At 44.1% G+C, this 19,051-nt stretch carries 19 protein-coding genes; 15 read left to right on the top strand and 4 right to left on the bottom strand.

Annotated features, from left to right (window positions below; genetic code table 11):
- Positions 1-25 precede the first annotated feature (25 nt).
- The 4 genes from RSX31_RS19740 to RSX31_RS19725 are packed head-to-tail and all read right to left on the bottom strand — an operon-like array spanning position 26 to position 3,852.
- Positions 26-1,006 (bottom strand): ABC transporter ATP-binding protein, encoded by a 981-nt coding sequence (locus RSX31_RS19740; protein ID WP_148994523.1) that lies wholly within the window; start codon positions 1,004-1,006, stop codon positions 26-28.
- A complete protein-coding gene (locus RSX31_RS19735; RefSeq protein WP_148994522.1) occupies positions 1,003-1,998 on the bottom strand; it encodes an ABC transporter ATP-binding protein in 996 nt (331 codons plus the stop codon). The genes RSX31_RS19740 and RSX31_RS19735 overlap by 4 nt, the downstream gene beginning before the upstream one ends.
- An 11-nt stretch (positions 1,999-2,009) precedes the next feature.
- A complete protein-coding gene (locus tag RSX31_RS19730) occupies positions 2,010-2,930 on the bottom strand; it encodes an ABC transporter permease (protein ID WP_113970311.1) in 921 nt (306 codons plus the stop codon).
- 16 nt (positions 2,931-2,946) lie between these two features.
- Complete coding sequence (locus tag RSX31_RS19725) at positions 2,947-3,852, bottom strand: ABC transporter permease (RefSeq protein WP_148994521.1); 906 nt, start codon at positions 3,850-3,852, stop codon at positions 2,947-2,949.
- A gap of 239 nt (positions 3,853-4,091) precedes the next feature.
- On the opposite strand from RSX31_RS19725, the gene RSX31_RS19720 reads away from it, so the two are divergent.
- The 15 genes from RSX31_RS19720 (at position 4,092) to RSX31_RS19650 (ending at position 18,949) form a co-directional block, all read left to right on the top strand.
- Positions 4,092-5,612 (top strand): glutathione ABC transporter substrate-binding protein, encoded by a 1,521-nt coding sequence (locus tag RSX31_RS19720; protein ID WP_315635836.1) that lies wholly within the window; start codon positions 4,092-4,094, stop codon positions 5,610-5,612.
- Between the two features lie 50 nt (positions 5,613-5,662).
- The gene (locus tag RSX31_RS19715; protein ID WP_148994519.1) at positions 5,663-6,907 is read left to right on the top strand and encodes an amidohydrolase family protein; all 1,245 of its coding nucleotides are present in this window, start codon (positions 5,663-5,665) and stop codon (positions 6,905-6,907) included.
- Positions 6,908-6,925: 18 nt separating this feature from the next.
- On the top strand, positions 6,926-8,161 hold the full coding sequence (locus RSX31_RS19710; protein ID WP_315635754.1) for an amidohydrolase: 1,236 nt from the start codon (positions 6,926-6,928) through the stop codon (positions 8,159-8,161).
- On the top strand, positions 8,158-9,087 hold the full coding sequence (locus RSX31_RS19705) for a DMT family transporter (protein ID WP_315635753.1): 930 nt from the start codon (positions 8,158-8,160) through the stop codon (positions 9,085-9,087). The genes RSX31_RS19710 and RSX31_RS19705 overlap by 4 nt, the downstream gene beginning before the upstream one ends.
- A 198-nt stretch (positions 9,088-9,285) precedes the next feature.
- The gene (locus tag RSX31_RS19700; RefSeq protein WP_315635752.1) at positions 9,286-10,605 is read left to right on the top strand and encodes a D-serine ammonia-lyase; all 1,320 of its coding nucleotides are present in this window, start codon (positions 9,286-9,288) and stop codon (positions 10,603-10,605) included.
- A gap of 257 nt (positions 10,606-10,862) precedes the next feature.
- Positions 10,863-13,190 carry an RNA polymerase recycling motor HelD gene (gene helD / locus RSX31_RS19695; RefSeq protein WP_315635751.1) on the top strand — a complete coding sequence of 776 codons (2,328 nt, stop codon included), beginning with the start codon at positions 10,863-10,865 and terminating at the stop codon, positions 13,188-13,190.
- Positions 13,191-13,380: 190 nt separating this feature from the next.
- A complete protein-coding gene (locus tag RSX31_RS19690; RefSeq protein WP_282137178.1) occupies positions 13,381-13,593 on the top strand; it encodes a hypothetical protein in 213 nt (70 codons plus the stop codon).
- 134 nt (positions 13,594-13,727) lie between these two features.
- Positions 13,728-14,156 (top strand): flavoprotein, encoded by a 429-nt coding sequence (locus RSX31_RS19685; protein WP_315635750.1) that lies wholly within the window; start codon positions 13,728-13,730, stop codon positions 14,154-14,156.
- Positions 14,157-14,690: 534 nt separating this feature from the next.
- Positions 14,691-15,656: a DUF2268 domain-containing protein gene (locus tag RSX31_RS19680; protein WP_315635749.1), complete on the top strand. Its 966-nt coding sequence runs from the start codon at positions 14,691-14,693 to the stop codon at positions 15,654-15,656.
- A 30-nt stretch (positions 15,657-15,686) separates the two neighbouring features.
- Positions 15,687-15,923, top strand: coding sequence for a hypothetical protein (locus RSX31_RS19675; protein WP_315635748.1), 237 nt, complete (start codon positions 15,687-15,689; stop codon positions 15,921-15,923).
- Positions 15,924-16,008: 85 nt separating this feature from the next.
- Complete coding sequence (locus RSX31_RS19670) at positions 16,009-16,476, top strand: DinB family protein (RefSeq protein WP_148994512.1); 468 nt, start codon at positions 16,009-16,011, stop codon at positions 16,474-16,476.
- A 90-nt stretch (positions 16,477-16,566) separates the two neighbouring features.
- Positions 16,567-17,010 (top strand): cell wall hydrolase, encoded by a 444-nt coding sequence (locus tag RSX31_RS19665; protein WP_148967906.1) that lies wholly within the window; start codon positions 16,567-16,569, stop codon positions 17,008-17,010.
- Positions 17,011-17,129: 119 nt separating this feature from the next.
- Entirely contained in the window at positions 17,130-17,522 is a 393-nt protein-coding gene (locus tag RSX31_RS19660) for a nucleoside 2-deoxyribosyltransferase (RefSeq protein ID WP_315635747.1), read from the top strand.
- A complete protein-coding gene (locus tag RSX31_RS19655) occupies positions 17,519-18,037 on the top strand; it encodes a hypothetical protein (protein WP_315635746.1) in 519 nt (172 codons plus the stop codon). The genes RSX31_RS19660 and RSX31_RS19655 overlap by 4 nt, the downstream gene beginning before the upstream one ends.
- Before the next feature lie 321 nt (positions 18,038-18,358).
- Positions 18,359-18,949 (top strand): kinase, encoded by a 591-nt coding sequence (locus tag RSX31_RS19650; protein ID WP_148994509.1) that lies wholly within the window; start codon positions 18,359-18,361, stop codon positions 18,947-18,949.
- The last annotated feature ends 102 nt before the right edge of the window (positions 18,950-19,051 follow it).

Raw genomic sequence — 19,051 nt, 5'->3', positions numbered from 1 at the left:
GAAAACTAAGATTCTGAAAATATGTTTAGACATAATGGCACCGTGTGAAATGCTCCCCATGTCCGGTCATAGGAGGCAGTTCTGCTTTACACAAATCCGTTGCCAGAGGACAGCGGGTGTGAAACTTACATCCTGATGGCGGATTCAATGGGGAAGGTACATCCCCTTTTAAAAGGATTCTTTCTCTTTTCTGAGAAAAATCAGGTACGGGGATGGCTGAAAGCAAGGCTTTGGTATAAGGGTGGGTAGGATTGTCAAACAGCTCATGCTTTGTCCCGATCTCGACCACCTTCCCCAGATACATCACGATCACCCGATCTGATATATGACGTACAACGCTTAAATCATGGGAAATGAAGAGGTACGTTAATTTCAATTCCTTCTGAAGTTTCTTTAACAGGTTCAAGATTTGTGCCTGAATGGATACATCGAGTGCCGATACGGCTTCATCACAAATGATTACTTTGGGATTGACAGCCAACGCCCGTGCGATTCCGATCCTTTGTCGCTGACCACCGCTGAACTCGTGTGGGAGACGGTCCAGTGACGTAATCGGAAGGCCCACATAGTCCAATAATTCCTTCATACGATCTTCGTGTTTGGAAGGAGGCAGTACTTTTTGTATGGTCATGGCTTCTTTCAGGATCTTGCGGACGGTTTGTCTCGGATTCAACGAGGCAAACGGATCCTGGAAGATGACCTGGATATCGCCCCTCATATTTCTTAATCCCTTTTTGGATAGACTGTTCAATTCGATTCCATTGTATTGGATACTGCCTTCCGTCGGCTTATCCAGCTGAAGGATGGCACGGCCGGTTGTCGATTTACCGCAGCCGGACTCACCTACAATACTGAGGGTTTCCCCTTCGTACAGCGTGAAAGTGATATCATCCACGGCTTTCACCACTTGTTTCGGCTGGAACAAGGACTCCCTTTTGATAGGGAAGTACTGTTTCAGGCCCTTCACTTCCAAAATAGGTTTTTTTTCAGTCATCACAGCGGTCATGTCATCTGCACCTCTTTCTCGGCATTATATAGAAAACATCTGATTTGACTGCCATCCTTCGAAGAATTGAGCTGTGGCTCTTCCTCGTGACATCGTGCGGTTGCCAATGCGCAACGGGGAGAAAAACGGCAGCCTTTTGGCATGTCATAGGGGGAAGGGACGCTTCCCGGCATCGTTTCCAGCTCTGCCTGGTCTTCATGCAATTTTGGTAATGAAGACAGCAGCCCATTTGTGTATGGATGCTTCGGATTGGAGAATAATTGTTCCGTCGAACTATATTCCACCACCTGTCCCGCATACATAACCGCAACTTTGTCACATAGCTCGGCTACCACTCCTAAATCGTGTGTGATGAAGATGATTCCCATATTCAGCTTTTTCTGAAGGTCCTTCATCAGCTCAAGGATTTGTGCCTGGATCGTTACATCAAGTGCCGTAGTCGGTTCATCTGCAATCAGGACCTCCGGGTTGCAGGCAAGAGCCATCGCAATCATGACACGTTGCCTCATTCCGCCGCTCAGCTGAAAAGGCTCTTGTTTCGCCCTATGTTCAGGAGAAGGGATGCCTACTAATTCGAGCATTTCGACCGCTTTTTTCCATGCATCCTTTTTACCGAGCTTTTGGTGGATGCGAACAGCTTCTGCAATCTGCTCCCCGACGGGTATGACAGGATTCAATGACGTCATAGGCTCTTGGAATATCATAGAAATTTGGTTTCCGCGCACTTTTCTAAGCTCGGATTCGGACATTTTAAGGATGTCCTTCCCTTTCAATTCAATGGTTCCGTCCACAATCTTTCCGGGAGGGGAGGGGACAAGACGAAGAATCGAAAGGGAGGTCATGCTTTTTCCACAGCCCGATTCTCCTACGATCCCAAGCGTCTCTCCTTCGTGAAGGACAAAATCGATTCCATCCACGGCTTTCGTCACTCCTTTTTTCGAAGTGAAATGGGTTTTTAAGTTTTTTACTTCCAAGACCACATTTTTACTCATTACAACCACTCCTAGTTAAGTTCAATTCGTTTGTTAAAGAATCGGTATAAAACATCTACGAATAGATTGACGATTACGAAGACCAAGGATGCGACCAGTACCCCGCCCTGAACCATCGGTAAGTCACGTGTACGGATCGAGTCAACGATCATACGGCCGAGTCCATTGATGGCAAAGACGGATTCGATTAATACCGTCCCTCCGAGCAGTGCCCCAAACTGAAGGCCGACCACTGTGATGACGGGAATCAAAGCATTGCGAAGGGCATGCTTATAGATAATGGCAAAGCTTTTCAAACCTTTTGCCTGAGCAGTCCGGATATAATCCTGCCTCACGACCTCAAGCATGCTGGATCGGGTCATCCGGGCAACGATGGCAGCTCCTCCGACCCCGAGCGTAAAGGCCGGTAAAATGATGTGCAACATGCTGTCCCATCCTGCTACAGGTAAAAGCTGAAGTTTGACAGAGAATAAATAGATGGAAAGCAGGCCTAGAAAGAAGCTGGGCAGTGAAATTCCTAATAAAGCGACGATCATCACGGAAATATCGGTAGCAGAGTATGGTCTGACTGCCGATATGATTCCAGCGGTCATTCCAAGGACAATCGTAATGAGAATACTGTAGAAGGCCAGTTCAATCGTGATCGGTAAGCGGGTCATGATTTCCTGGATGACAGGCTGTTGACTCTTCAGAGATTGTCCAAGGTCACCCTGGAAGACATTCATGATGTATTCACCATATTGAACATACAAGGGGCGGTTCAAGCCGAGCTCTGTCCGTAATTGGTTGATCGCTTCTTTCGAGGCCCCTTCCCCTGCAAGAATGATAGCCGGGTCTCCGGGAACCATCTGCATGATGAGAAAGACAACCAGGGTCACACCGAATATGACGGGGATGATTTCTATTAATCTTCTGAAAATGTACAATATCATTTCATATTCCTCCTTATTATGATTTCAGTCTCGGATCAAGCGCGTCCCGAAGGCCGTCCCCGAACAAATTAAAGCCGAGTACGAGGATGGAAATCGCCAACCCCGGGAAGAGGGCGATGTAGGGAGCCGTGAATAAAAAGTCCCTTCCACTGGACAGCATCGTACCCCATTCAGGTGAAGGAGGCTGTGCGCCTAAACCAAGGAAGGATAATCCCGCTGCTGAAAGGATGGCGGTGGCAAGTCGCAAGGAACCTTGAATGATGATGGGAGATAAAATGTTCGGCAGGATGTGCCTGAAGATGATGATGAAATCATTGGCTCCAAGCGACCGAATGGCATCGATATATTCAAGCTTCTTCGTTTCGAGCGTCGATCCCCGGACAACCCTTGCAAATAATGGGATGGAGAACACCCCGACGGCGATCATGACATTCACAAGGCTCGGTCCCAGGGCAGAGATGATAGCAAGAGCCAATAGAATTCCAGGGAAAGCAAGCATGACATCCAGGATTCTGCTGATGAAGGTATCGATCCATCCTCCGTAAAACCCTGAAATCAACCCCATGATGATGCCAAAGAAAGCACCGAAGCCGACTGCGGCAAAACCGACCCCCATTGAAAGACGGGAGCCATAAAGGATCCTTGCAAGGATATCCCGTCCTTTATCATCTGTTCCCATCCAATGTTCTGTACTCGGGGGCTGGAGTTTATTGTCCAGTTGAATGTCATAAGGATCATAAACAGCAAGTAAAGGAGCAAATAGGGCAATGAGAATATAGAAGAGAATGATCCCTCCACCAACCACTGCTGCCTTGTTTTTCGAAAAGGTGTCCCAGAAGGGTTTGATCCTTTTTTCAAAAACGCTCGGTTTTGAATTGAGTATGGGTGATTGAATTTCTTGAACTTTAAGTTCAGTCGACATGACGTTTCCTCCTCATTGAAATGGTTTGTGTAATTCAAAGATAGAGGAAGAGGGATGGAAAGGGAAGGTGATAAGTTTGAATTGTCAAAATAATTAAAAAGTTGGTAAAGATATTGAAAATCATTCACTGTTTTCTTTTTTATAATGCAGATAGGCACCAACAATACGGAAAAGGGAGAGTGAAGGAATTGAAAGAAAAGAAGAAGTATTTCAGGGGGATCGCAGGATTATTGATCGTGATGGTCATGCTCATCACCCAGGCGTGTTCGACTAGTAATGTAGAAAGTGAAACCGCAAGCAAACAAGGCGGTGAATCAGAAGGGGGAGTACTGAAGGTCGTACGATTATCCGATGCAACCAATTTGGACCCACACTTCATTACAGATATTCCGTCTGCTAATGTCCTTTATCAAAAAGTGTACGAGAGCCTTGTGACGTTTGATAAAGAAATGAACATAGTTCCGTCACTCGCGAAGAGCTGGGAGCAGCCGGACGATACGACATGGGAATTCACATTAAATGAGGGAATCACGTTCCATGACGGTTCTGAATTTAACGCTGAGGCTGTCAAAGTAACGTTCGACCGCTTACTGGACCCTAACACCGGGTCTCCTCAAAAGGATAAGCTCGGGATGATCAAAGAAATAAACGTACTGGATGAATATAAAGTGCAATTCAAGCTGGATGCTCCTTATGCACCTCTCTTATCGATCCTTGCAAGTAACGAAGGAAGCATCATGAGCCCTAAAGCTGTGAAAGAAAATCCTGATAGTCTTGCTAAGCACCCGATCGGAACCGGGCCATTTGCCTTCGAATCCTGGAAGTCAGGTCAGTCCATCAACCTTGAAAAAAATGAAGAGTATTGGGGAGAACTTCCGAATATTGATGGAATCGAGTTTCAGGTTGTACCAGAGGACGCGACACGATTAGCGATGATTGAAACGGGTGAAGCCCATATCAGTGATCAAGTGCCCGTTACTGAAATCGAGCGTATTGAAAGCTCTGACACATTGAATCTGTATCGAACAGAAGGATTAGCCGTCGAGTATGTCGGATTCAATACACAAAAAGAGCCCTTCGATAATGTAAAGGTAAGACAGGCCATTTCCATGGCCATTGAAAGAGAAGCAATCATTAAAGGTGTGTATAACGGAGTGGGAACGTTAGCAAATGCTGCCATGAGTCCACAAGTATTCGGTCATAGTGAAAATGTGAAGCCGTATGAGTATGATCCGAATTCTGCCAAGGAGCTTTTGAAAGAAGCAGGGTTTGAAAAAGGTCTCGAATTAACATTGATTACGAGTGACCGTAAAGAACGGATCAATATGGCAGAAGTCATTCAGTCCCAGTTGAAAGGAATCGGGATCAAAGTGAATATTCAGGTGCTTGAATATGGTGCATATATTGAAGCTGTAGACACAGGAGAACAAGATATGTTCATCGGTGGATGGGGAAATGCAACCGGTGACGGTGACTACAACCAATACAACTTGTTCCACTCTGCTTCACACGGTTCACCAGGAAACCATTTCTATTATACAAATGAAAAAGTTGATGATCTCATCGAGCAGGCAAGAAAAGAAGTGGACCCTGAAGTAAGAGAGACATTATATGAAGAAGCGATGACCATTGAAATGGAAGAAGCGGTATACATTCCAATTCGAAACTACGAGCATTTAGCAGTGTACAACAATGAAGTGAAAGATTTCTGGTTGAGTGCCGCCAACTACTTAATGGTGAATGACGCAACGATCGAATAGGGGATGGCACCATCCGAAATCCCTGTAAATAAAAAGTGGAGGTTGATTTGATGAAAACAGTATGGATGAAAAATGTGAGAATGGAAACGGGATTTGAGAAAGAGAATGAAGTTGTGACAGGAACCCTTACGGAATATGCCCATGTGAAAATAGAAGGGGGAAAGATCACGGCCATCTCAAATGACGAGTCAGAGATTGAAACGGGAGCGGCCGTGTTGGATGCAAAAGGGAAGCTGATCCTGCCTTCCTTACGTGAAATGCATATCCATATCGATAAAACCTACTATAGCGGTCCTTGGAAGGCATGCCGTCCGATCACAAAAGGTATTTTTACAAGAATAGAAGAAGAACAGGAGTTGCTGCCTAAGCAATTGCCATACGCCCAGGAGAGAGCTGAAAAGATGATCGAGCTACTGCTTCAAAATGGCCACACTCACATCCGGACGCATTGCAACATAGAACCGACTTCCGGTTTAAAGCACTTGGAAGTAACCGTTAAAGCATTAGAGAAATATAAACATCACCTCACTTATGACATTGTAGCGTTTCCTCAGCATGGGCTCCTGCGCAGCAATTCAGTGGAACTGATGCGGGAAGCTATGAAAAGTGGTGCCACCCTTGTTGGGGGAGTCGATCCGGCGACAGTGGACCGACATATCGATCAATCGCTCTATACGACGTTTGACATTGCCACTGAGCATAATGCCGGTGTCGACATTCACCTTCATGACCCGGATACACTTGGGGCTTTCACCTTTGAACGTCTTGCTGATTTTACAAGAGAGGCGAACTTGAAGGGGCGTGTCACGATCAGTCATGCCATTGCACTTGGAGATCTTGAGGGGCAATCTCTTACAGACATGATGGCCATTCTGAAAGATCAAGAGATTGATATTACCACGACGATCCCGATTAACCGCCCAACCATTCCGGTTCCGACTCTGGATCAATACGGTTTACAGGTATCCGTAGGTCATGACAGCTTAACCGATCACTGGTCACCTTTTGGAACCGGGGATACGATCGAGAAGCTGAATATCCTTGCTGAACGATTCCGATTGATCGATGAGTACTCCATCAACCGTACATGGAAATATGCTTCTGGCGGAATCACGCCGCTGGATGATGCAGGGAAACAGGTTTGGCCTCAAGTAGGGGACGCAGCAGACTTTGTCCTGGTCGAAGCAAGCTGTTCAGCGGAAGCAGTGGCAAGGAGAGCAAAAATTGATTCTGTTTATAAAAACGGGGAAAAAGTGGTGCTGCCACAATCTGAATCCGTACTGATCAATAAATAATAGATGGGAGACGTTTCAATGATCTGGCTGAAAAATGTGAAGCTTGAAGTAGGAAACATGGAAAATGGAGGAATGACCGAAACGAAAACAGAGCTTTTTCATCTCGGGGTCAAGGAAGGGAAAATTGTTCAACAGCTGTCTCATACACAGTCCATACCCGAGACTGCTGATGTGATCTATGATGTAAAAGGTCACTTGGCCATTCCAACCTTTAAAGAAATGCATAACCATTTGGACAAAACGTATCTAACCCTTGGATGGAAAGCAACGAAGCCCGTTAAAAACCTGAAAGAAAGACTGCAGTTTGAAGCAGAGGAGCTGACAGAACTCGCACCAACCACCAAACAAAGAGCGAAACGGATGATCGACGAAATCCTTTCAAACGGATCAACGCATATCCGCACTCACGTAAACATTGATCCATACATTGGGTTGAAGAACCTTGAAGGTGTCACCGAGGCACTGGACGACTATAAACATGCTGTCACCGCAGATATCATTGCCTTCCCTCAGCATGGATTATTAAGAGATTCCGTGCCGACATTGATGAGAGAAGCGATGAGGAATGGTGCCACCATGGTAGGAGGCCTTGACCCTGCAGGAATCGATCGGTCTATTGAAAAATCACTCTATGAAACGATGAATATCGCAACGGAGTTTAATGTGGATGTAGACATCCATCTACACGATAGCGGGCATGTGGGAACCTACACGATCGATAAGTGGATGGATATGGTGGAAGAGTCCAACTGGCAGAACCGGACAGCTATCAGCCATGCCTTCTGTATCGGGGAGGTCCCGGAAGTGAAACAAATTGAATTGGCAGAGCGTTTGAGGGGAAATGGCGTTTCGATTATGTCGACCATTCCTTTGACAAAATCCCTTCCGCCAATACAGCTCTTGGATGATCATGGCGTGAAAGTCCATCTTGGGTGTGATGGATTCTATGACTCCTGGAGTCCACTGGGGCACGGTGACGTGTTAGAGAAAGTGTATAAATACGGACAGGTGACAAGAAGAAGTGATGAAGTATCCTTAAGGGACAGTCTGAAGTGGATAACTGGAGGAACAACAGCATTGACGAAAACAGGTGAATACAAGTGGCCGAAAGTGGAAGATGATGCAAGCTTTATCTTCGTCGAGGCCGCTTCATCAGCAGAGGTCGTTGCCCGAAGACCGAAACGATTGGCGGTGATGAACAAAGGGAAAGTGGTATATGGGTCTCTCTGGAGTACTCATGAGCTGGTAAAATGAAAGAAAAGGTAAATGGAAAGCCCGTGTATCTCTACATGGGCCTCCTTTTTTGTGTGATATGCTGGGGAAGTAATTTTATATTCGGTGCGATTTTAGTGCAATATTTCAAGCCGATGGAAATCGCTTTTCTACGGCTTATTTTTATTACTCTGTTCCTGCTTATGGTGTTCTTCAAGCCAATTCGTCAATTTCGTTCGTTGAAATCCTTGATCATCCCACTGCTCTTCATCGGTTTCATTGGCGTGACTTTGAATCACTGGAGCTTCTATGCCAGCTTGACCACGGCATCACCCGTAACGGCTGCCTTGATCCTGGCTACGGCACCCATTTGTACATCCCTTATCAATTCGGTTGTATTTAAGGAACGTAAAAGCCTGTTTTTCTGGATGTGGAGCCTCCTCAGCTTTTTCGGCGTGCTTCTGGTCATCATGAAGAAAGGGGCCATCGTGATCGGTATGGGAGAAGGATATATCTTCCTCACGATGCTTACATTTTCTGTCTTCATGATCCTTGTGGAACGATATGCAAGGCACCTTTCTTCTATTCTATTGACCTTTTATTCGACCATGGTAGGGTTGATCTTCATGACCGTGTTTTTACCATTCTCAGAAGTCTCCATTCTGAAGGCCGTTCCGTTCAGCATATGGATGCTGCTTTTTCTCACAGCGATCATCATGCATGGGATATGCCCGCTAATCTGGAATCACTGCATATCAGAAATCGGCTCTACGAATACATCCCTGCTCCTGAATATAGAACCATTTGTGGCAATGGTGGTCGGATACATTATATTGAAAGAATCGGTAAGCCCTATGCAAATGATTGGGGCAATCACTATACTATTAAGCGTCACAATGGCTCTCCATTCCAATCGAATGGGACAGGGGGACAGGTACCTTGTACCAACAAATTCAAAAACACTATGATATATTCTTATGGGACGAGGGAGCAGTTGCCTTGTCCTCCAAATTTCTACAACTATTTCCCCGGAAATTGCTAAAAAATAATAGAATTCTACAAACAGTGTCATGCTGTTCCATCACCTCCAAGAAATAGTCAACATTAAACTTCTAAAGGATACGAAACTTCTGTAAAATGATACGTAAATTAAGGGGGGATGAATGATGGAACAAACATACGGCTTGAAACCGGCTTTGCTTTCCGATCTAAAAGCAATGAAAGAGACCTTCTGGTCAAACTCATCACTAAAATCCTGCGTACATTCTGAAACAAACACTGTCGACGGAACTGATATCTTTGACGCAGAAAAGAGGCTTTTGCGATTTGCGCCCTACATAAAACAAGCTTTTCCCGAAACAGTAGAGAAGAATGGAATCATTGAGTCACCTATCCAAAGGCTCCCGGTTATGCAGCGAGAATTAGAAACGTATTATCAAACCACTATACCGGGAAAGCTACTGTTGAAATGTGACAATGAGCTGCCCATTGCCGGTTCCATAAAAGCAAGGGGAGGTATCTACGAAGTTCTGAAACTTGCAGAAACACTCTTGCTAAAACACGATATGATTCAATTGACGGATGACTATTCCGTGTTAGCCGATCCCTCGATTAAGGAGTTCTTTTCACAGTACTCCATTGCTGTAGGCTCGACGGGAAACCTGGCCTTAAGTATCGGAACCATGGGTGCAGCTCTTGGTTTCAATGTGACGGTTCATATGTCACGTGAAGCGAAAGAGTGGAAAAAGGAGCTTCTCAGAGAAAAAGGTGTGATGGTGATTGAGCATCAGAATGATTTCTCCTATGCCGTTGAAGAGGGGAGAAAGCAATGCTTGAAGGACTCGAATTGTTTCTTCATAGATGATGAAAATTCGAAGGATCTTTTCATGGGCTATGCAGTCGCTGCGCTGCGGTTGCGTCAGCAGTTTGAAGAAAAAGGGGTAGTTGTCGACGGGGATCATCCATTGATCGTGTATTTGCCATGCGGCGTTGGGGGTGGACCTGGAGGGGTGACGTACGGATTGAAGCATGTTTTTGGTGATCATGTTCACTGTTACTTTGCTGAACCAACCAATTCTCCATGTATGCTTCTTGGACTATCGACTGGAAAACACGAAAATATTTCTGTCCGGGATATAGGTTTAAGCAATCGGACAGAAGCCGATGGACTCGCAGTCGGGCGCCCTTCGGCATTAGCAGGAAGGATGGTGCAGGAAACCGTGAACGGTGTGTACACAGTGAGCGATGAGAACTTATTTAAAATGCTTGCTCTTTTACATGAATCAGAGTCCATTTCATTAGAACCTTCCGCGCTTGCAGGGATGTTAGGTCCAACCTTGCCACCAATACGTAAGCATCTTGAATCACTTTCGTTAACCAGTAATCAATTAAATCATGCGACTCATCTAGTGTGGGCGACAGGTGGGAATTTAGTGCCTTCATCGATTATGGAAAGTTATGTTGCTAAGGGATATGGTTTACTATAATGCAGAGGGACGGACCTTGTGCTTTCAAATAAAGGCATGAGGTCCGTCCCTCTTTTTCTCACACAAAAAAGACTGCCAAACGAAAATCGATCGTTCAACAGTCTTCATATTTATATTGATTAGAATAGATATTTGTGATAAATTAGAACAGAAACACGTAAAATGAGTAAATTAAAACATATTACCTCAATAATAATTATATAACATAATTTACTCTTTCGTCAACCCTCAATTTTTTAAGGAAAAGGAGTACTTGGATGAATCTTGAAATTAGGCAGGAGCAGAAACGTGTGGAACGTGTCATTGAGACAATTGTGGAGCAAATCGGACGCCTGGAGGATGAAACCGGACGGCGCCAGGAAGAAGTGGTGGAGATCCGCAAACACTTCTGGGATGAGGTCAAGGTGAATACGGATACGTTCGATGACTTTCTGGAAACCGTCCTCAGTTTGAGGCAGCAGGCACAAGTGTTGACCGTCAGTCAAAGCACTCACAGGCAGGCAGTAAAAAAATTATCCGCTCTACAACGCATGAAGGGCAAGCCTTATTTCGGACGCATTGATTTTACCGAAGGAGGAGGAGCGGCGCCTGAAAAGGTCTATATCGGAATTGCCACTCTCACGGATGAAAGTGGTGAGGACTTCCTGATCTATGATTGGCGTGCTCCGATTTCAAGCGTTTACTATGATTATCCGCCAGGTCCCGCAGAATACACCACACCCGGTGGGACAATCGAAGGGACGTTGGAGAAAAAGTGGCAGTATCTCATCCGGGACGGCGTCATCGACTCCATGTTCGATACCAGCCTGACGATCGGGGATGAAATTTTGCAGGAGGTGCTTGGGAAGCGGACCGATACCCATATGAACAGCATCGTGGCGACCATCCAGCAGAAGCAGAATCAAATCATCAGGCACGATCACGGCCGGCTGCTCATTGTTCAAGGTGCAGCGGGAAGCGGGAAAACATCGGCCGCCCTTCAGCGAATTGCGTATTTACTTTATAAATATCGGGGCAGCCTCAAGGCTGATCAAATCATTCTGTTCTCCCCGAACGCCATGTTCAACAGCTACGTATCGAACGTATTACCTGAGCTTGGTGAAGAGAATATGGAACAGGTGACCTTTCAGGAATATTTGGACCATCGATTGAGTGCGGAGTTCGAGTTGGAGGGTCCATACAGTCAATTGGAATATGTCCTGACTGAAACAGGTGCCCCATCGTACCGGACCAGGACAGCGAGTATCTCCTTCAAGGCATCGACGGATTTCTTTGACATCATTAAATTATACAGAACATCACTGGAGGACTCCGGTATGCGATTCAAAGGAATTAAGTTTCGTGGAAAGCCGATCGTCACAGCCAGGCAAATCAATGAACGATTTTATACCAGTGATACGTCACTGCGTTTTCATAACAGGCTGGAAAAATTGACCGAGTGGATCCATAAACGGATCGATGAAGCAGAAAAGCTTGAGCGGAGCAAGCCTTGGGTCGAAGAAGAAATAGAACTGATGAGTAATGAGGACTATCACAAAGCGCATCAGCACCTGCAGAAGAAAAATCCTTCGAATGATTATGAGATTGAGTATGAGGCGCTGGCCCGATTGATCGTTCGCAGGAGATTCAAGGGACTGCGTAAAGTGATCGGGAGATTTCAATATGTGGACGTGAAGGGAATGTATCATCAGCTCTTTGCAGATCCGGCGGACATTTCTACATTATGGGGTGGGGAGATCCCTGAAGAGTGGGAGGATATTTGCCGTTCTACAGTGAACATGCTCGAGGAAGGGGAACTGTCCTACGAGGATGCGACTCCTTTTTTATTGTTAAAAGAGCTGATTCTCGGCTTTCAGACCAATACGTCGATTAAGCATGTGCTCATCGACGAAGCTCAGGACTACTCACCTTTTCAATTCGAGTTCATCAAGCGTCTGTTTCCTTCAGCCAAAATGACCGTCCTCGGAGACTTTAATCAGGCGATTTTTGCCCATGCCCGTAAGCACGTGGATTTCAGCACACTGACAGGACTTTACGGACAGGATGAAACCAACGTGATCAACCTGACTCAGAGCTACCGGTCCACCAAACCGATCATCGAGTTCACACGCCGGCTTGTGCCTGGTGGCGAGCAGATATCCCCATTTGACCGGGACGGAGATAAACCGGTGCTCACCAAGGTCGCTGATCAGGATGAACTTCACTGCCGTATTGCAGCGAAAATTGAAGAATGGCAGGACCGGGACTATCATTCTATTGCCGTCATTTGTAAATCTGCGAAAGAAAGTGAAGCCGCATACGCCTCCTTAACCGGTGTGGAAGGCATCAAGCTAATGAAAAGCGCTTCTCTTGAATACGAACAGGGCGTGATCGTCATCCCGGCCTACCTGGCAAAAGGCATCGAATTTGACGCCGTCATCCTCTATGACGCATCCGCCCAATCATATGGTGACGAAAGCCTCAGCCGTTTGTTCTACACAGCCTGCACAAGAGCCATGCACGAGCTGCAGTTGTTCAGCGTAGGCGAACCGAGTCCGTTCTTTGAACAAATAGATGCAGACCTATATAGTAGCGGACCGGCTTAAATGTTAATACAAAGGGACGGACCTTGTACTTCAAATCAGAAGTTCAAGGTCCGTCCCTCTTTTCTATACAACGTTTCTTTTCTAAACAACGTTTCTTTTTTTTATAAAAGTGATTGAGTTTGGAGGAGTGTTTTGAAATAATTGGAAGAAAGGGATAGTATAGGGTGATTTTTAATGAGGAGGAGTCTGAGTGAAAGAAAATATGAAACTGGCATGGATTGCTTCCTGGTTTGCACTGGTTGGTCAACTGGCATTTTTCATCTGTGTGGCGCTGTTCACAGGGGATTGGCGCTATGTCATGTGGAGTTTTATGGTCAGTATGGCAGCTGGCGTTCCAAGCATGATACGTACCTGGCTGGCGCAGAAAAAAATAAATGATCAAAAAGCGAATTCCGTCCAATAAATACGGCTTCCGCATTTTCAGGATAAAATGTGTTACTCAGAGCAGGAGGCTGAAGGTATTGGGAAATTGAAACAGGATTTACGTTTCCTTTAGATAAGACTGATAATTGATCAAATCATTTTAGGGGGTATTTTATGAGCGACGATACGTTCAGACCGTTTATTGATACTTTTTTGGATGCTTGGAATCGGTCATCTTTAATGGAGCTGGCATATTTCATTTCAAAGGAGTATCAAGCAAGAGAAGTGACGGGAGGAGAAATCGCAGACTTTGGTTATGAAGAATCGATTGAAGGGTGGAAGCAAGGGTTTCATTTTGTGAAGGTCAACGATGCAAAGTGGGATCTAAATGAAATGTCCATCATTCCGTTAAGGGAAGATGAAACCATGGCCATCCTATCAGCAACCATTCATATCCAAGGGAAATCAATGGAGACAGCCAATATCTTTTTTAATACATTTAAGAAGAACAAACATAGCGAGTGGAAGCTGGTAAGGAGCTACATTGAGGCAGGGGTTTCGATTGAGAAACTAAAGGATCAATATGAGCAGCAGGTGGAATGAATGGGTATATATTCTGGTCCTATTCAAATGAAAAGCTAGAAAACGTGTATGCTGTCTAAAAAGGGGCTGGCCGAAAAGTTGCATTAACGACTATTGGGCCAACCCTTTATTTATGAATTTCCAACGATTCCATTCTGACCACTGGAACCTTAAAAATTTTTATCCTTCTCTGATTTTCTTTTGAAAAAGAGGATCGTAGCTATAATAAGGACCAAGATAATGGCCATCGGTATGATGACAAATAACGCAACTCCAGATTCTCCAAAGATGGGAATTCCTCCTCTCAGGTGATTGATCATAGCTTCTCTTTTCCCTTTTATTATTTCGGTAAAACTTTATGGAATACATTGAGATGCATCGAGGGACGGACCTTGATCGAATTAAAAAGAAAAGATGCTATTATTAATCAGTTTTTGCTATATTTATTGTAAAATGAAACTTTTTCCAGTGGTTTACGTATAGAAAAAGTAAAATGGGGTTTTATCCCTTTCCAAACAAGGGGATGAGCATGTTAAGCAGGAAGGTGTGAGAAGAATGAAACCATTAGGAAAGACACTAGTCATACCATTGATATCGTTGTTATTCATAAGCTGTTCAAATGATCAACCGGTGCATCAGAGGGAACAGGAAGCTCCGATTACATTCACACACAATGAACAGGAGTTCGAGATCATTTACATGTATGATGAAATGAAGGAATACATTAGCAGCGTCCGGGAGGAATCTGGAAGCAGCAATGAGACGGTGTACATTGACCAGGTTTTTGAACCATTCAAAGAGCTGTCCGAAATGGAAGGTTTCAGCTTAGCTTTTCCTTTTGAGCCCACGAATAATTTGGACAAGTTAGAAGAAACAATCGCGGACTTGATTCGGGATAAAGATTCCACCGATCAGATCATCAAGGAAGCGTTAATCAAATCGGCAAAGCAGCTTCCTGGAGACAATAAGAAAATTTTTATCTTACCGGCAAATCCTGAAGACACGTTCACTGTGGAAGAAATGGGTGGTGTCGAAGGAATCGTCCTGGCCGAGGATGTGATTGTGTTGAAGCTTTCGGCATCATTCGATAAAGACATATTGAAGTATACGGTTGCCCACGAATATAACCATGCCATTGAGGGAGAAAGCAATGATGGGATGATGCACAGTATATTGGGTGCGGTTGTGATGGAAGGGAAAGCAGATGTGTTTGCAAGTAGCCTCTATCCACAAATCGATGTACCTTGGAAAGAAGCGATGAATGAAGAAACAAAAGAAAAAATAGTGAAGGAATTAATGGAAATCGGGGATTCAGGCGATCCAAGACTTTACTTAGGTCTCAGAAGCGGCAATCCTTCAAAAGGTATTCCACAATGGGCCAACTATAAAATCGGCTTTGAAATTGTACAAAGCTATTTGAAACATCATCCTGAAGTTTCGATTGGAAAGTGGACAAGCATGCATGAGCAGGAAATCATTGCTGGAAGTGATTATGTGGAAATTACATCGCACGAAGAATAACCAGAAGGTACAAATAATGGAGGATAAACAATGGATAATACCGACAAAAGAAACCGTTTAGATGAAGCTCCTTTTCGGTATCGGGTCAACAAAGATCAATCCGTCTTTATCGAATATGAAGGGAAACAGGTGAAAATTTTAAAAGGAAAGGACGCCGAAAAGTTTATCAGGAATGTGAACTCGGCTGAAAATGACAAAGCCGTACAACTCATCATGGCGAAGATAACAGGTAATTTTAAAAGGGGAAATGAACGGAAGAAGAGGTGAATTATAGGGGGATGGCATCAGTATCCATCCTGAACAACGTACACTTTACAACTTCAAATACAAACTTTCCTTGGAGGAGGTTAAGATGAATCCCTATTGTAAATCAGCATTACATCAAATTCAGGTTTGTATCGAAACCCTGGTGAAAATGATCGACCAATTGGAAGAGAAAGACTTACATGTAAGACCTGCTCCAGACAAGCTTTCCGTCGGAGAACTTTTAGAGCATATTGCACTCATTTGTGAAGCGGATTGGCGCATATCCAATGAAGCTTCTCAAGACGATATGGAAGCTTATTATTTATCGGTTTCATATCAAGATTTAACCTCGATACGAGAAGGATTGCTGGAACATTTTGAATCACTTTGTTCTAACTATCAAACTTTATCAGAAAAAGCTCTTCTCACGGAAACAACCTCCCATTGGGGAGTGACATACACAAGATATGAATGGCTTTTAGAAATAGTCGCTCATATGTATCATCATAGAGGACAACTACACTCCATGCTGGTGCAATGTGGCAAGGATCCAGGACTTTTATTGTTTGAATAGAGAGAGGTACTTAAAAACTAACCGCTCCTATTTTATAAATAATGACATCAATGTGGGCTTTTTTCATAAAATGTTTCTGAGGTGAAAAAAATGCCAAGAGTCAAATACACAGATGCAGATGTTGCTTTAATGGCGAGGATGATGCGAGCGGAAGCCGAGGGTGAAGGGAAACAAGGTATGTTATACGTCGGAAACGTCATCGTGAATCGTGCGAAAGCGGATTGTTTAGACTTTAAAAAAGTGAGAAGTATCCGACAAGTCATATTTCATGTACAGGGAGGAAATTATTCCTTTGAAGCCGTCCAAAAGGGGAACCTCTTTTATAACAGGGCGAGGTCGGTTGAAAAAAAATTAGCCAAAAAGAATTTGGATTATTGGGCTCAGCACCCGGCGAAATATGCTCTTTGGTATTTCAACCCCTATGCCCCATGTCCTCCAACCTGGTACGATCAACCTTTTTCCGGTCAATTTAAAAATCATTGTTATTATGAACCGGCAGCGGGATCTTGTGCAAGTGTTTATACGGGTGGGTAAGCATCCTTTTTCCATCTGGCAAATTCTGAAGGGAGCTTCCTGGTTAGCAGGTGTTCCCTTTTTTAATTGAGATATTATGGTAAAATCAGGTTGTGATTTCAATAAGAAAGGAGCATCACATGAACTTTTATGTTGCATCAAGCTTTCATAACATTAAGCAAGTACGTGAAGTAAGTGACCGTTTAAAAAGAAAAGGGTATATCCATACATATGACTGGACTCAGAATAGCAGGGCTTCGACGGTTGAGGAGCTGAAAAAGATTGGTGAAAAGGAAAAACAGGCCATCATCGAATCCGATGTGGTCCTCGTATTATTGCCAGGGGGGAAAGGAAGTCATGTTGAACTTGGGATAGCACTTGGCCTCGATAAACGAGTTATTTTATACTCCCCTCATGACGAAGTAAGTGACTTTGCTCAGACAACGACATTCTATCATTTGCCAGAGGTTGAAGTATGTACCGGAAGCGTTGAGGAATTAGTGGACTATGTGACTGCAGGTAACGTTCTATGAGAAAAGTGCTCCTAGCATTTTTACTTGTGGGTTATCCCGTCATCGGGTGTTCTAATCAAGAAAAGCACATCAATTATACTTCTCCTTCCAGGCAGGAAGTGGACGACTTTATCAAGGAAAATGATATCTATCCCTTAACCATTGAAGAGACAAAGGACTCTACCATCCTACTACTCCAGAATGGGATCTATTATCTATCCAACAACGAGAGTGATAAGTTGGTAGAAGGCTATGTCGGATGGAGTGAGAACGACAATCAAAAAGTGAACCTGGGATTGAGCAATACCGGAATGCCTCATGCCCATGTGATCATAAACGATGAGCGCCTCCTCGACGAAGCGAAGGAAGTGAAGGTTGAGTTTCATGACGGCACAACGGTCATTCAGCCATTAGACGGTAAACGAGGAATGATCTTGTTTTATGATAAAAACAAAAGGGATCTCACCATCCACAACGAACTTCATCTAACGATCTACAATCAAGATGGCACAGTGATATATGAAGACAGCTTTTAATAATAGAGGGACGGACCTTGAATCTGGATAGTGAATATTCGACAAGATGTTCATATATTAAAAATGTGGAACATAAACATTGAAAACCGGTTCATAAATCCTGATTCCGGACCATAAATCTCGAATCCGGATCAAAAGTTGCTCAAACTGGATCATAACTGTACTCAAACGACCTACAAACTTCTTTCCGCTCACTCATACATCCCTCTAAGTCCGCTTTTTTGTTATGAGAGGCCATTTCATGTATAAATTGGGGTTTTATGAGCGAAGCCATTGATGCGACATTGCATAGAGACGGATTCTAAAAAAAAGGAGAACATAATGAAAATCCAACTTGATATAAAGGAACTCCTGGCTACCATTCAATCTGATGACAGAACCATCTTAGGAATAGACGGCCTGAGCCGTTCCGGAAAAACAACGTTTGTGGAGCAACTGAGGGAAAGCCTGAAAAAAGAAAAGATTGATCATCATATCTTTCATATCGATGACCACATCGTTGAACGCAACCGACGATATCATACTGGATTTGAAGAGTGGTATGAATATTTTCACCTGCAATGGGACGTTGTTTGGTTAAGAGAAAACTTTTTTAGCAAGCTGTTGCAAGACAATCAAATCACCCTTCCGTTTTATGATCCACATACGGATACCCGTGACAGTAGAACGATTACGCTTCCACAGTCAGGTCTCATCATCGTGGAAGGTGTCTTCCTCCAAAGGAAGGAATGGGCAGACTTCTATCACCACCTCATCTTTTTGGATTGTCCCCGGGAAAAGAGATTTATGCGGGAAGCAGAAACTGCTAAACAGAAACGGGACAAGTTTGAGAATAGATATTGGAAGGCGGAAGATTATTATTTGAATACCTTTCATCCATGGGAAAGTGCTGATATTGTTTTGAAGACTTGATAACGGTTGGATAGCTTAACTAAGTTAAGCTGTCCCTTGTACCTTATAAAATAAAACTGGGAATCAGTATTTTGATTTTCCATTTTTTATTAAAACAACGAT

The sequence above is a fragment of the Rossellomorea yichunensis genome (assembly GCF_032337515.1).
In the GTDB taxonomy this organism is placed as follows: Bacteria; Bacillota; Bacilli; order Bacillales; family Bacillaceae_B; genus Rossellomorea; species Rossellomorea yichunensis.
Note: the sequence above shows the minus strand (reverse complement) of the source record. Positions and strands in the feature narration are given on the sequence as shown.

Coding starts and splice junctions, on each gene's coding strand:
- RSX31_RS19740 (WP_148994523.1), bottom strand. CDS start 1,006: ATGACCGCTGTGATGACTGAAAAAAAACCTATTTTGGAAGTGAAGGGC.
- RSX31_RS19735 (WP_148994522.1), bottom strand. CDS start 1,998: ATGAGTAAAAATGTGGTCTTGGAAGTAAAAAACTTAAAAACCCATTTC.
- RSX31_RS19730 (WP_113970311.1), bottom strand. CDS start 2,930: ATGATATTGTACATTTTCAGAAGATTAATAGAAATCATCCCCGTCATA.
- RSX31_RS19725 (WP_148994521.1), bottom strand. CDS start 3,852: ATGTCGACTGAACTTAAAGTTCAAGAAATTCAATCACCCATACTCAAT.
- RSX31_RS19720 (WP_315635836.1), top strand. CDS start 4,092: ATGGTCATGCTCATCACCCAGGCGTGTTCGACTAGTAATGTAGAAAGT.
- RSX31_RS19715 (WP_148994519.1), top strand. CDS start 5,663: ATGAAAACAGTATGGATGAAAAATGTGAGAATGGAAACGGGATTTGAG.
- RSX31_RS19710 (WP_315635754.1), top strand. CDS start 6,926: ATGATCTGGCTGAAAAATGTGAAGCTTGAAGTAGGAAACATGGAAAAT.
- RSX31_RS19705 (WP_315635753.1), top strand. CDS start 8,158: ATGAAAGAAAAGGTAAATGGAAAGCCCGTGTATCTCTACATGGGCCTC.
- RSX31_RS19700 (WP_315635752.1), top strand. CDS start 9,286: ATGGAACAAACATACGGCTTGAAACCGGCTTTGCTTTCCGATCTAAAA.
- helD (WP_315635751.1), top strand. CDS start 10,863: ATGAATCTTGAAATTAGGCAGGAGCAGAAACGTGTGGAACGTGTCATT.
- RSX31_RS19685 (WP_315635750.1), top strand. CDS start 13,728: ATGAGCGACGATACGTTCAGACCGTTTATTGATACTTTTTTGGATGCT.
- RSX31_RS19680 (WP_315635749.1), top strand. CDS start 14,691: ATGAAACCATTAGGAAAGACACTAGTCATACCATTGATATCGTTGTTA.
- RSX31_RS19675 (WP_315635748.1), top strand. CDS start 15,687: ATGGATAATACCGACAAAAGAAACCGTTTAGATGAAGCTCCTTTTCGG.
- RSX31_RS19670 (WP_148994512.1), top strand. CDS start 16,009: ATGAATCCCTATTGTAAATCAGCATTACATCAAATTCAGGTTTGTATC.
- RSX31_RS19665 (WP_148967906.1), top strand. CDS start 16,567: ATGCCAAGAGTCAAATACACAGATGCAGATGTTGCTTTAATGGCGAGG.
- RSX31_RS19660 (WP_315635747.1), top strand. CDS start 17,130: ATGAACTTTTATGTTGCATCAAGCTTTCATAACATTAAGCAAGTACGT.
- RSX31_RS19655 (WP_315635746.1), top strand. CDS start 17,519: ATGAGAAAAGTGCTCCTAGCATTTTTACTTGTGGGTTATCCCGTCATC.
- RSX31_RS19650 (WP_148994509.1), top strand. CDS start 18,359: ATGAAAATCCAACTTGATATAAAGGAACTCCTGGCTACCATTCAATCT.